Origin of the sequence: Pseudomonas sp. UMAB-40 (assembly GCF_900095275.1) — a bacterium.
Lineage (GTDB): Bacteria > Pseudomonadota > Gammaproteobacteria > Pseudomonadales > Pseudomonadaceae > Aquipseudomonas > Aquipseudomonas mandelii_B.
On sequence record NZ_LT607569.1, the window covers coordinates 75,567 to 88,295 of the forward strand.

Sequence of the window (12,729 nt, forward strand, 5' to 3'; positions counted from 1 at the left end):
GCTCTGATAAACTGCCGCCACTTTCTGCCTTGCCGAGTGTTTTTCGTGTCGATTTTCTTTCCCCTCCGGTGCTGCCTGCGATGAGCCCAGTAACTCCACCCTTTGCTGCAAACGCCGTCGCCCGCTTGCGCGACGAGCGAGAGGAGGAGGGCATCAAGCCGATTCAGGCCCGTGGCTGGAGGGCACCGCGGTGCCGTGCCTGTCGCGTGATCGAGAGTCACTGCCTGTGCGCCTGGCGTCCGCAGGTCGAGGCCCGCTCCGGCGTGTGCCTGATCATGACCAACAAAGAAGTGTTCAAACCGAGCAACACCGGTTGGCTGATCGCCGACGTGGTGCGCGACAACCATGCCTTTATCTGGTCACGCACGGAAACGGATCCGCAGTTGCTGGCGTTGCTGGCCGACCCGCAATGGCAGCCGTATCTGGTCTTCCCGGGTGAATACGTCGAGCCTGAACGAGTGACGAACACCGTCGAAGCCGATAGCACCAAGCGCCCGCTGTTCATTCTGCTCGACGCGACCTGGACCGAGGCCCGGAAGATATTCCGCAAGAGCCCGTATTTTGATCGCTTGCCGATTTTGAGCCTGCTGCCCGAAAAGCTTTCACGCTATCGACTGCGCCGCTCGACCCGCAGCGAGCATTTGTGCACCGCCGAAGTGGCGGCACTGTGCCTGGACCTGGCGGGCGATACCGAGGCGGCCTCGGCGCTGGACGCTTATTTCGACGTGTTCAGCCAGCATTACCTTGATGCGAAACATCAGCTGGACATGAACGTGGCAACGCCGGCCCACACCGAGCTGATGCCTTTCGTGCAGAACGCGGCCCCGGTCAACTGCTGATTGTCGCCCATACTGCAAAGAACTGTACCGGCCATGCACCTTGACCACCCCGGTTTCGCTGGGCATGCTTGGCGCCGATTAGGGCGCGGCCAAAGTTTGATACGCCGTTTTCTTTGCGTGATAGCCACGTAATTGGCGTTGAACGTGCCCTGCTGGTGCAGCTGCGTGGCTGTGCCTTGAGTTGTTTGAAAACAGGATCATTAGAAAAATGGCCACATACGAAATCCTGATTGCCGATGACCACCCTCTTTTTCGTAGCGCCCTGCATCAAGCGTTGACCCTGGGGCTGGGTCCGGATGTCCGCCTGGTGGAAGTGGCAAGCATTGCCGAGCTGGAAACCCGACTGGACGAAAAGTCTGACTGGGACCTGGTGCTGCTCGACCTCAACATGCCGGGGGCCTACGGTTTCTCCGGGCTGGTACTGCTGCGCGGTCAGTACCCGCAAATTCCGGTGGTCATGGTGTCGGCCCAGGAAGAGGCTTCGATCATGGTGAAGTCCCGTGAATTTGGCGCAAGCGGCTTCATTCCCAAGTCCAGTGACCTGAGCGTCATACAGAAAGCCGTGCGTGCGGTGCTCGATGGCGATGTGTTCTGGCCGCCTCAGGCGTTCGAAGCCGTGAGCGTTTCCGCTGAAGCCAAGGCCGCCAGTGAAGGCCTTGCCAGCCTGACACCTCAGCAGTTCCGGGTGCTGACCATGGTCTGTGAAGGGCTGCTGAACAAACAGATCGCTTACGAGCTGAGCGTTTCCGAAGCGACCATCAAGGCGCATGTCACGGCTATATTCCGTAAGCTGAATGTGCGGACTCGCACCCAGGCTGCGTTGCTCTTGCAACAACTTGAGTCAATTTCGAGCCACTAAGAGTTGGCCTGTTCACGCTTTTTTGACTTTGGTTGATCTAGCTTTCCCACTCCTTTTTGGTCAGTTGCCTACTCTATGTCTCCTTTCAAAGGCCAAACCGGCCTCAAACGCATCCTTAACGCTTCCGGTTACTCGCTGGACGGCCTGCGCGCAGCCTTCACCGGTGAAGCGGCTTTTCGGCAACTGGTGCTGCTCAACGTCATCCTGATCCCGCTTTCGTTCTTTCTGAATGTCAGCCGTGTCGAGCAGGCATTGCTGATCGCGGTCTGCCTGTTGGCATTGATCGTCGAGCTGCTGAATTCGGCAGTGGAAGCGGCCATCGACCGCATCTCCCTTGAGTTGCACCCGCTGTCCAAGAACGCCAAGGACATGGGCAGCGCCGCTCAATTCGTGGCGTTGAGCATGATCGCGCTGGTGTGGGCGGTGATTCTGCTTTAAGCGATGCTGGGCAAAACGATCTCGTCGCTGCGCTGAACCCCGGCGGTGAATGCGCGGCACAGGTCGAGGAATTCGCGCATCGCCGACGTCTGATATTTCTGTTTGTGCCAGATGAAATAGAACTGCCGCGCCAGGTCCAGATCCGGTGTCTCCACCGGCACCAGACTGCCGCGGCGAAATGCATCGCGCAGCGCCAGGCGCGAAATGCAGCCAATCCCCAGGCCTGATTCCACCGCGCGCTTGATCGCTTCGGTGTGTTCCAGTTCCAGTCGGATATTCAGCGCGCTGCGATGATGACGCATGGCCTGGTCAAAGGTCAGCCGCGTGCCAGAGCCTTGTTCCCGCAGAATCCACGCCTCGTGACTCAGCTCCTCCATGGTCGCTATGCCACGCTTGGCCAGCGGATGCTGCGGCGCGCAGAACACCACCAGCTCATCCTCGACCCAGCTCTGCACCTCGATGTCTGGATGGCTGCAATCGCCTTCGATTAGACCCAGATCAATTTCATAGTGCGCAACTTGCTGCACGATGTTGGCAGTGTTCTGCACGTGCAGCTTCACCTGACTTTCGGGATGGCGCTGCATGAAGCTGCCGATCAGCAAGGTGGCCAGGTAATTGCCGATGGTCAGGGTCGCGCCGACCGCCAGGGAGCCGAAGCCGGACTTGCCGTTGAGCAAGTCTTCGATTTCCTTGGCCTGGTCGAGCAGCGCCACCGCTTGCGGCAATAATTGCTTGCCGAGGGCGTTGAGGCTCAGCCGTTTGCCGGCGCGGTCGAACAGCTGGCAGCTGCACTGACGCTCTAGCTCGGTGATCGAGGTGCTCGCCGCCGATTGCGAGAGGTTGAGCGTCAGGGCAGCACGGGATACGCTTTCCTGCTGGGCGACGGCGACGAATACTTGAAGTTGACGGAGAGTAAATCGCATATCTATATAACCGATAACCCTTATCTTAATAATCCATTTAACAGATATTGTCGCTGCCATTAGAATGCGATGCAATTGCGCACATCAGCGGCGCAGGCAAAATCTCCAGGAGTCCCACGTACATGAGCAACATGAACCACGAGCGTGTCCTCAGTGTTCATCACTGGAACGACACTCTGTTCAGCTTCAAGTGCACCCGCGATCCGGGCCTGCGCTTCGAGAACGGTCAGTTCGTGATGATCGGCCTGCAACAGCCCAACGGCCGGCCGCTCATGCGCGCGTACTCGATTGCCAGCCCGAATTGGGAAGAGCATCTCGAGTTCTTCAGCATCAAGGTGCCTGATGGCCCGCTGACTTCCCAGTTGCAGCATCTGAAGGAAGGCGACGAGATCATCATCAGCAAGAAGCCTACCGGCACCCTGGTGCTGGATGACTTGAAACCTGGCAAACATTTGTACCTGCTCAGCACCGGCACTGGCCTGGCGCCGTTCATGAGCGTCATCCAGGACCCGGAAACCTACGAGCGTTTCGAAAAAGTGATCCTGTGCCACGGCGTGCGTTACGTCAACGAAGTCGCTTACCGCGAGTTCATCACCGAGCACTTGCCGCAGAACGAGTTCTTCGGCGAGGCGCTGCGTGACAAGTTGATCTACTACCCGACCGTGACCCGTGAGCCGTTCGAGAACGAAGGTCGCCTGACCGACCTGATGCGCAGCGGCAAGCTGTTCAGCGACATCGGCCTGCCACCGATCAACCCGCAGGACGATCGCGCCATGCTGTGCGGCAGCCCGAGCATGCTCGACGAGACCAGCGAAGTGTTGAACAGCTTCGGCCTGAAAGTTTCGCCGCGCATGCGCGAGCCGGGTGATTACCTGATCGAGCGTGCGTTCGTCGAGAAGTAAGCACAACGCTTCACTGAAAAGCCCCCATTGCCTGTGCAGGCAACGGGGGCTTCTTTATGCCTGACACAAATCCTACACAGTTCCTACAGGTTGGAGGCGGGAATGACTTCCAGGACGCGGATCACGCCCGCCTCGGGGTAATGCCAACGCACATCCAGATCCCAGAACTGCGCGCCATATTCCCGTTCGGGCGTAGGAACCTGGTACGCCGGACGTGGGTCTTGTGCCAGGCATTGCTCGATCAGCTCGACCAAGGGCTCTTCAAGCCGCTGAGCATGGCCGTGAGCCTGTTGCAGCGCTGAATCCGTCCACTGCACGGGAATCAAATGCGGCGCGGCGCTGGCGATGCTGTTGGAGGCCGTGTCTACGATGTCCGCGTAAGGCACGTAGGGTTTGATGTCGAGAATCGGCGTGCCGTCGAGCAGGTCGATGCCCGATATCCACAGCCGATCAGCCTCGACGCTGTCCAGCTTCACCACAGATTGCCCGATGCCATTGGGCCTATGCGTGGCGCGGGTGGCGAACACGCCCATGGACTTGTTGCCGCCCAGGCGAGGCGGGCGGACTTTCAGGCGTGGCTTTTCTTCCAGGGCCTGATGAAACAGGAACAGCAGCCAGACGTGACTGACCTGTTCCAGCCCTTGCACCGCATCACCCTGATCGAACGGCGCCACCAGTTCCAGCACGCCACGAGCGGCCGGGGCCAGCTGAGGCTGGCGCGGGATGGCGAACTTCTCCTTGAAGCAGGAACGCACGAAGCCGATGGGGGAAACGCTGTAGGTCATGATTTGGGTCGAGGTGAGAATGGGGGTGGGCATGATAACCCGGTCGACCTCAGGATCGGTGGCGCCAATCAGTCCGTCATCGCGAGCAAGCTCGCTCCCACAGGGTTATCGGACGGACACAAAGTTTGCATACGCCACAGAACCTGTGGGAGCGAGCTTGCTCGCGATAGCCGCACCGCCGATCTAGAGACTGAACCCACCATCAAGAGGAATGACGTTACCGGTCATATACGCCCCAGCCGTACTCGCCAAACTGATCGCCAACGCCGCCATCTCTTCCTCCCGGCCCCAGCGTTTCATCGGAATCAACGCCGTATCCTCCGCCAGCGCCTGCTCATCGTTGCCAATGTGCTGCGTCATCTTGCTCGGGAAGCGCCCCGGCGCGATCACGTTGACGTTGATGTGCTGGCTCACTAACTCCCGCGCCAGAATCCGCGACAGCTGGTGCAAGGCCGCCTTGCTCGGTCCGTAGGCATACGCCTGTTCGCCAAAGGAAGAAATCCCCGCCACCGAACCGATGTTGATGATCCGCGCCGGATTTGCTTCTGAACCGGCCTTGCGCAGCAGTGGCAAAAACTGCTGGATGCAGTTGAACACCGAGGTCACGTTGAGCTGCATGACCTTCTCCCAGCCCTTCACCGGGTAGCTTTCCAGCGGCGCGCCCCACGTGGTGCCGGCGTTGTTCACCAGAATATCCAGATGAGTGATCTGTTCGCCCAGCCGCGTGGCGAGTTGCAGCACACCTTCTTCATTGGCCAGGTTGGCCGCCACTCCGTGGCAACGACCGAATGCGCTCAATTCATCCGCCGTTTGCTGACACGCTTCGGCATCCCGGGCGCAGACGTACACGGTGGCACCGGCCTCGACATAGGCCTTGGCGATCATTTTGCCGATACCACGGGTGCCGCCGGTCACCAGAGCGGTGCGGCCTTGCAGGGAAAAGTACGGGTGCATGGCAAATCCTGAGAGCTGAGGGTCAATACACCCTAGTCGTCAGCCGCCAGAAGCGGAGCCACTATTTTTGCGAGGAATGAACATCTATACAGCTTGGCATGCGGCTGCCCTTTGTAGGAGCCGGCTTGCTGGCGATGGCGTTTTGAAGATCGCCTTCGCCAGCAAGCCGGCTCCTACAGGGCGCGCGGCGGGCTTACTGCGGGCGAATGCGCAGGGTCAGGCCCTTGAGGAAGTTGCGCAGCAACTGGTCGCCGCAGGTGCGGTAGTTGGTGTGGCCGAACTTGCGGAACAGCGCGCTCAGCTCAGGCTTGGACACCGGGAACTCGGACGCCTTGAGGATCGCGTGCATGTCGTCTTCTTTCAGTTCGAAGGCCACGCGCAGTTTCTTCAGGATGATGTTGTTGGTCACCGGTACTTCGATCGGCTGCGGCGGACGGCTTTCGTCCTTGCCGCGCTTGAAGATCACCAGGCCGTCGAGGAAGTGCGCCATGACTTCGTCCGGGCAGCGCACGAAGCCTTCCTCGTCTTCCTCTTTCTTGTCGAGGTAGGTCAGCAGGTCTTCCAGGGACACGTCCATGCCGCCGATCTTGATGATTTCGATGACTTTCTTGTCGCTGATGTCGAGCATGTAGCGCACGCTGCGCAGTACGTCGTTATGAATCATGGTGTGCAATCCTGATATTCAGCAGTGGGCGCCGCGTAAACAGCGGCGCCAAAATGTGTGGCGGCGTGAAAAGTCTTAGAACTTCTCTTTGCCGGACAGGTAACGCCATTGCCCCAACGGCACTTTGCCGATGGACACGCCGCCGATGCGGATGCGGCGGATGGCGACGACCTTCAGGCCAACGGCCTGGCAGAACAGGGCGATCACGCCCGGTTGCGGGTTCTTCATCGCGAAACGCAGGCGGTTTTCGTTCTGCCAGCTGGCTTTGACCGGCGGCAGTTCCTTACCTTTGTAGGTCAGGCCGTGGTTCAGGCGGTTGAGGCCGTGAGCCACCATGTCGCCTTCTACCTCGACGACATATTCTTGTTCGATCTTGGCGGAGTCGGCGGTGAGCTTGCGCAGGATCTTCCAGTCCTGGGTGAACACCAGCAGACCGCTGGCATTGGCCTGCAAGTCGGTGCTGGCGGTCAGGCGCAGGAAGTGGCCCTTGAGCGGACGCTTGCTGAAGCGGTGTTCTTCGCTCAGGGTCTCGGCGCTGATGGTTGCCATGGCCGTTTCCGCGTCCATGCCCACGGGCACGTTCAGCAAGATGGTCACCGGCTCCGGTGCCGTGGCCTTGGCCTCTGGGTCGAGCTCGACTTTCTGGGTGTCAACCTTGAATTGCGGCTCGTCGATGACTTCGCCGTCCACGGTGACCCAGCCGCCCTCGATGAACAGCTCAGCCTCCCGACGGGAACAGCCGACGAGTTCGATGAGGCGTTTGGAGAGACGAATCGGGTCAGTCATGACAGGGCCGTAACAAAAAAGGGGTGGGCATTGTACCTGCTGGGCGCCGGTTAATCCCGGCTCCATTTGCCGCAGATGCTTTTAATGTGGGAGCGGGCTTGCTCGCGAAGGCGGTTTATCAGTCAACATTGATGTGAGACTGATGGCCCCTTCGCGAGCAAGCCCGCTCCCACATGGGTTTTGTGTTGTGTCAGCCATGCTGTGAGCGCTGCTGGTCTTGGCGCAGCCGCATGTGCAACAGCGGATATGGCTGCCCCATGCCATCAACCTCCGAACGGCCGATCACCTCGAACCCCAGCTTGAAGTAAAACCCCAGCGCTTGCGGGTTCTGCTCGTTGACGTCCAGTTCATCCGCGTTCAGGTGTTCCATGGCATAACGCAGCAACTGTTTACCCAGGCCCTGACCACGGTGAGCCGGGTCGATGAAGAGCATTTCGATCTTGCCCGCCGCCACCCCGGCAAACCCGGTGATGCGCTGGCGCGAGTCCTTGGTGCAGATCAACATCACCGCGTCGAGGTAGCGGGTCAGCACCAGGTTCTTCAGCAATTCAATGTAACTGTCCGGCAGAAAGTCATGGGTGGCGCGCACCGAAGCTTCCCAGACTTGTGTGAGTTCTTCGTAGTCGCTCTGTTTCGGCGTGTGGATGACCGAATGTTGGCGCATGGCCGGGTGCCCCTTTTACCGTGGAGTGTGCGAGTCCTTTCTCCCACAAAACGATAGACCTAAAAAAGCCCCGCATCTCGTCAAGAGGGCGGGGCTTTTCGTATTTTTTGCGTTTAGATCTGTTCCGCCCACAGGTCGTATTCGTCGGCGTCGGTCACTTTGCACCAGACCTTGTCGCCCGGCTTCAGGTTGCTGCCGTTGTCGATGAACACGTTGCCGTCGATTTCCGGGGCATCAAAGAAGCAGCGGCCTACGGCACCTTGCTCGTCGACTTCGTCCACCAGCACTTCGATTTCACGGCCAACGCGCATTTGCAGGCGAGCCGAGCTGATGGCCTGCTGGTGCGCCATGAAGCGATCCCAACGGTCTTGTTTGACGTCGTCCGGCACGATGGCCGCGTCCAGCAGGTTGGCCGGTGCGCCTTCGACTGGCGAGTACTGGAAGCAGCCGACGCGGTCGAGTTGCGCTTCGGTCAGCCAGTTCAGCAGGTACTGGAAGTCTTCTTCGGTTTCGCCGGGGAAGCCGACGATGAAGGTCGAACGGATGATCAGGTCCGGGCAGATCTCGCGCCAGTTCTTGATGCGCGCCAGGGTCTTGTCTTCAAAGGCCGGGCGTTTCATGGCTTTCAGGACTTTCGGGCTGGCGTGCTGGAACGGGATGTCCAGGTACGGCAGGATTTTCCCGGCGGCCATCAGCGGGATCAGCTCGTCGACGTGCGGGTACGGGTAAACGTAGTGCAAGCGGACCCAGACGCCGAGGGTGCTCAGGGCTTCGCAGAGTTCGGTCATGCGGGTTTTCACCGGCGCGCCGTTCCAGAAACCGGTGCGGTATTTCACGTCAACGCCGTAGGCGCTGGTGTCTTGCGAGATCACCAACAGCTCTTTGACGCCGGCCTTGACCAGGCGCTGGGCCTCGTCGAGCACGTCACCGACCGGACGGCTGACCAGTTTGCCGCGCATCGACGGGATGATGCAGAAGCTGCAGCTGTGGTTGCAGCCTTCGGAAATCTTCAGGTACGCGTAGTGGCGCGGGGTCAGTTTGATGCCTTGCGGCGGCACCAGGTCGATCAGCGGGTTGTGATCCTGACGCGGCGGCACGGCGTCGTGCACGGCGTTGACCACTTGCTCGTATTGCTGCGGACCGGTCACGGCCAGCACGCTCGGGTGCACCTTGCGGATGTTGCCTTCTTCGACACCCATGCAGCCGGTCACAATGACCTTGCCGTTTTCCTTGATGGCTTCGCCGATCACTTCCAAAGATTCAGCCTTGGCCGAGTCGATGAAACCGCAAGTGTTGACCACCACGACATCGGCGTCCTCGTAAGTGGACACGACGTCATAGCCTTCCATCCGCAGCTGGGTAAGGATGCGCTCGGAGTCGACCAGTGCTTTGGGGCAACCCAGGGATACGAAGCCAACTTTTGGATTGGCCGGCGCAGGAGTGGTGGACATGTCTAACCTCGGTATTTGGGACGCCTCCAGCCGAAGACGGCAAGGCGACAGACGGGCGCTATGTTGCGCCTCTGGTCAAAAAGTGCGCAATTCTAGCGATGAGAGGCGCACTTGACCAGCTTTATGCAGGGAAATACGACGAGTGCTGCGCTATGCTTCGCGCCGTTACGCTTTACCGATTTTTTACGGTCAACGAAACGTCTGTAACGTCATGTAAAACAGCGCATGCTGCACGGCAAAGCATAGTGCTTCTTATAAGAAGTCCGGGTCTGAGTAGTAGGAGTTTTGGATGGGGCAGGCAAGTAGTCAGGCAGCGGGTGCCGAGCATTCGGCGGCAAAGCCGATCGGCATGCTGGTCGCGGCGGTCGGGGTGGTTTATGGCGATATCGGCACAAGCCCGCTGTACACCCTCAAAGAAGTGTTTTCCGGTGGCTACGGCGTACCGGTCAACCATGACGGCGTGCTGGGTATCCTGGCGCTGATCTTCTGGTCGCTGATCTGGGTCGTTTCGATCAAATACATGATGTTCGTGCTGCGTGCCGACAACCAGGGCGAAGGCGGGATCATGGCCTTGACCGCGCTGGCGCGGCGCGCTGCGGCGGGGCATCCGAAGTTACGTGCCTTGCTGGTAGTGTGCGGGTTGATCGGTGCGGCGCTGTTCTATGGCGACAGCATGATCACCCCGGCGATTTCCGTGCTCTCGGCGATTGAAGGCCTGGGGCTGGCGTTCGAAGGTATCGACCACTGGGTGGTGCCGCTGTCGCTGGTCGTGCTGGTGGCGCTGTTTCTGATTCAGAGCCACGGTACCGCACGGATTGGCATCTTGTTCGGGCCGATCATGGTCACCTGGTTTGTGGTTCTCGGGGCGCTGGGCGTCTACGGCATCCTGCAGCACCCGGAAGTGTTGCAAGCGATGAACCCGGTCTGGGGCGTGCGCTTCTTTATCGTGCACCCGGGCATGGGCGTGGCGATTCTCGGCGCGGTGGTGCTGGCGTTGACCGGTGCCGAAGCGCTGTACGCCGACATGGGCCACTTCGGTCGCAAGCCGATTGCCCGCGCCTGGTTCATCCTCGTACTGCCGGCGCTGGTGCTGAACTATTTCGGTCAGGGCGCCTTGCTGCTCGGTGATCCGGAAGCCGCTCGCAACCCGTTCTATCTGTTGGCGCCAAGCTGGGCATTGATTCCCTTAGTCGGTCTGTCGACCCTGGCCACGGTGATTGCCTCGCAAGCGGTCATCTCCGGCGCGTTCTCCCTGACCCGTCAGGCGATTCAGCTCGGCTACATTCCACGCATGCATATTCGGCACACGTCCAGCGCCGAGCAGGGCCAGATCTACATTGGTGCGGTGAACTGGGCGCTGATGGTTGGCGTGATTCTTCTGGTGTTGGGTTTCGAATCCTCCGGCGCGTTGGCCTCGGCTTACGGCGTGGCGGTGACGGGCACGATGCTGATGACCACCATTCTGGTGTCGGCGGTGATATTGCTGCTGTGGAAATGGCCTCCGATTCTTGCGGTGCCGGTATTGATCGGCTTCCTGTTGGTGGACGGTCTGTACTTCGCCGCCAACGTGCCGAAAATCATTCAGGGCGGGGCGTTCCCGGTAATCGCCGGTATCGCGCTGTTTGTGCTGATGACCACCTGGAAGCGCGGCAAGCAGCTGCTGGTGGAGCGCATGGACGAGGGCGGCCTGCCCCTGCCGATTTTCATCAGCAGTATTGCCGTGCAACCGCCGCATCGCGTCCAGGGCACGGCAGTGTTTCTCACCGCGCGCCCGGACGCCGTGCCCCACGCGCTGTTGCACAACCTGCTGCATAACCAGGTGTTGCATGAGCAAGTGGTGCTGTTGACGGTGGTGTACGAAGACATCCCGCGGGTGCCGCCACAACGACGGTTTGAGGTCGACGCCTACGGCGAAGGGTTCTTCCGCGTGATCCTGCACTTCGGCTTCGTCGACGAGCCGGACGTGCCGCAAGCACTGAAACTGTGCCATCTCGATGACCTGGACTTCAGCCCGATGCGTACCACCTACTTCCTCAGCCGCGAGACGGTGATCGCCTCCAAACTCGAAGGCATGGCCCGTTGGCGCGAGGCGCTGTTCGCCTTCATGTTGAAGAATGCCAACGGCAATTTGCGCTTCTTCAATCTGCCGCTGAACCGGGTGATTGAGTTGGGTACACAGGTCGAGATGTAAGCCCTGATCGAAAAGCCCCCGTTGCCTTTGCGGTAACGGGGGCTTTTTTGTGCCCGATGGCTTGAACCCAGTGACCATCCCCTGTGGGAGCGAGCTTGCTCGCGATAGCGGTGGATCAGTCGCTATCAATGTTGCCTGTGCTGACGTCATCGCGAGCAAGCTCGCTCCCACAGGGATTTGCGGTGTTACTGGCTTTCGGGCAGCTCTTCTGCTGATTCGGTCTTTGTTCGAGCCGGTCGCGGCGTCAGCACCTTCACCACATCATCAATCACTGCCTTGCCCATCGCCGTCAGATAATGCGCGGCCCAGGCATGGCGGTCGGTGTCTCTTGCGTAGGCGGCATCCTCGGCGAATGATTTGCCGAGGAACAGCAGGTCAGAGGCTTGTGACAATGCAGCAACGATGGGGACGCCGGCGCGGACGTTGAACAATGCCTCATCCTGGCAGTAGATGAGTGGGGTGAAACCGATAGTCTTTAATTCTGAAATCGCGGTTGAATCAATTTTAGTCATGGTCATTCTCCAGCATTAGAGGAGTCGCCACGTTCGTTTCCAAGCGAATGGGTGGCGGCTGTACGCAGGTTGGAAAACCGGGGACCATAAAACCGGCACGCCCGAAGGCGTCCCACGCACAGCCGCCATAACACTTGGTTCGCAGTCGTTAAAACGTCTGGAATCGAGGTAGAGGTGCTGTTGCGCTGTGATCCGACGGGTTTCCAAGCCCGATCGCTGAAAGGTCAGCGACGTCCGGAGAGTATCCCGTCGAAGAAAAACGCAACAAGGCGGCAAAGTGCCCAAACACGAGATTCGGAGTTTGCCTACAAGGTCTGCGGGCGTCATCCGATATTGCGACACCTTAAGTAAACGATACGTTGAGCTGCGTTTAAGATTTGCATGATGTGAAGAGAGGTAAGTATGACGGCATCATCAATGCGTGCTGTATCGACGACTGCAATAGTCAGGGGCTTCAGTACGAGACTCAAGGAGATCTCAATCCGTGCCATTGAGTCCTTGGTCATTGTCAAAAATAATCAGCCAGCAGCAGTCATTATCAATGTCGATGTCTATCAGGAAATGCTCGACGAGCTTAAGGATCTTCGCGTTGAAGCAGCGGCTGCGGAGCGCTTGGCCGGTTTTGATCAGGCCAATGTAATTTGTCACGACGATATGAGGACACGGTACGCCAGGAAAGACTAAGTACCCGTCTCTAGGGTGGTAGACGCATTTGCACAGACTGGCATGCGGATCCTGTGGGAGCGGGCTTGCTCGCGAAA

Annotated in this window: 14 protein-coding genes; 6 read left to right on the top strand and 8 right to left on the bottom strand. The window is 59.3% G+C overall.

The genetic code is table 11. The features are described 5' to 3' along the window. Nucleotides 1-80 precede the first annotated feature (80 nt). From K0F88_RS24080 to K0F88_RS24090, 3 genes are all read left to right on the top strand, one after another. The gene (locus K0F88_RS24080; protein WP_094468831.1) at nt 81-839 is read left to right on the top strand and encodes a tRNA-uridine aminocarboxypropyltransferase; all 759 of its coding nucleotides are present in this window, start codon (nt 81-83) and stop codon (nt 837-839) included. 208 nt (nt 840-1,047) lie between these two features. Next, the gene (gene erdR, locus K0F88_RS24085) at nt 1,048-1,698 is read left to right on the top strand and encodes a response regulator transcription factor ErdR (RefSeq protein WP_010462704.1); all 651 of its coding nucleotides are present in this window, start codon (nt 1,048-1,050) and stop codon (nt 1,696-1,698) included. 75 nt (nt 1,699-1,773) lie between these two features. Beyond that, nucleotides 1,774-2,136 (top strand): diacylglycerol kinase, encoded by a 363-nt coding sequence (locus K0F88_RS24090; RefSeq protein WP_008010143.1) that lies wholly within the window; start codon nt 1,774-1,776, stop codon nt 2,134-2,136. Here the strand turns inward: K0F88_RS24090 and K0F88_RS24095 are convergent. After that, nucleotides 2,133-3,059, bottom strand: coding sequence for a LysR family transcriptional regulator (locus K0F88_RS24095; protein WP_219096809.1), 927 nt, complete (start codon nt 3,057-3,059; stop codon nt 2,133-2,135). The genes K0F88_RS24090 and K0F88_RS24095 overlap by 4 nt on opposite strands. 122 nt (nt 3,060-3,181) lie before the next feature. Between K0F88_RS24095 and fpr the strand changes: the two genes are divergently transcribed. Continuing rightward, nucleotides 3,182-3,961: a ferredoxin-NADP reductase gene (fpr, locus tag K0F88_RS24100; protein WP_003443014.1), complete on the top strand. Its 780-nt coding sequence runs from the start codon at nt 3,182-3,184 to the stop codon at nt 3,959-3,961. 83 nt (nt 3,962-4,044) lie between these two features. Here the strand turns inward: fpr and tsaA are convergent, their stop codons facing one another. The 6 genes from tsaA to rimO all read right to left on the bottom strand — a co-directional run bounded on the left by tsaA (nt 4,045) and on the right by rimO (nt 9,265). Next, on the bottom strand, nt 4,045-4,746 hold the full coding sequence (gene tsaA, locus K0F88_RS24105) for a tRNA (N6-threonylcarbamoyladenosine(37)-N6)-methyltransferase TrmO (protein WP_094468870.1): 702 nt from the start codon (nt 4,744-4,746) through the stop codon (nt 4,045-4,047). Between the two features lie 183 nt (nt 4,747-4,929). Further along, on the bottom strand, nt 4,930-5,700 hold the full coding sequence (locus K0F88_RS24110) for an SDR family oxidoreductase (protein ID WP_094468828.1): 771 nt from the start codon (nt 5,698-5,700) through the stop codon (nt 4,930-4,932). A 193-nt stretch (nt 5,701-5,893) separates the two neighbouring features. Continuing rightward, complete coding sequence (locus K0F88_RS24115; protein WP_219096811.1) at nt 5,894-6,364, bottom strand: DUF1456 family protein; 471 nt, start codon at nt 6,362-6,364, stop codon at nt 5,894-5,896. A 75-nt stretch (nt 6,365-6,439) separates the two neighbouring features. Further along, complete coding sequence (locus K0F88_RS24120) at nt 6,440-7,150, bottom strand: rRNA pseudouridine synthase (protein WP_010462687.1); 711 nt, start codon at nt 7,148-7,150, stop codon at nt 6,440-6,442. 190 nt (nt 7,151-7,340) lie between these two features. Further along, on the bottom strand, nt 7,341-7,814 hold the full coding sequence (locus K0F88_RS24125; RefSeq protein ID WP_094468825.1) for an acetyltransferase: 474 nt from the start codon (nt 7,812-7,814) through the stop codon (nt 7,341-7,343). 113 nt (nt 7,815-7,927) lie between these two features. Continuing rightward, nucleotides 7,928-9,265 (bottom strand): 30S ribosomal protein S12 methylthiotransferase RimO, encoded by a 1,338-nt coding sequence (rimO, locus tag K0F88_RS24130; protein ID WP_010462684.1) that lies wholly within the window; start codon nt 9,263-9,265, stop codon nt 7,928-7,930. A 289-nt stretch (nt 9,266-9,554) separates the two neighbouring features. Here rimO and K0F88_RS24135 point away from each other — a divergent pair, with 289 nt between their 5' ends. Continuing rightward, a complete protein-coding gene (locus tag K0F88_RS24135) occupies nt 9,555-11,456 on the top strand; it encodes a potassium transporter Kup (protein ID WP_219096813.1) in 1,902 nt (633 codons plus the stop codon). A gap of 185 nt (nt 11,457-11,641) precedes the next feature. On the opposite strand, the gene K0F88_RS24140 is transcribed toward K0F88_RS24135, so the two are convergent. Next, nucleotides 11,642-11,968 carry a DUF3077 domain-containing protein gene (locus K0F88_RS24140; protein ID WP_094468822.1) on the bottom strand — a complete coding sequence of 109 codons (327 nt, stop codon included), beginning with the start codon at nt 11,966-11,968 and terminating at the stop codon, nt 11,642-11,644. A 402-nt stretch (nt 11,969-12,370) separates the two neighbouring features. Here K0F88_RS24140 and K0F88_RS32580 point away from each other — a divergent pair, with 402 nt between their 5' ends. Next, nucleotides 12,371-12,652, top strand: a complete 282-nt coding sequence (locus K0F88_RS32580; protein WP_094468821.1) for a type II toxin-antitoxin system Phd/YefM family antitoxin — start codon at nt 12,371-12,373, stop codon at nt 12,650-12,652. Nucleotides 12,653-12,729: the final 77 nt, after the last annotated feature.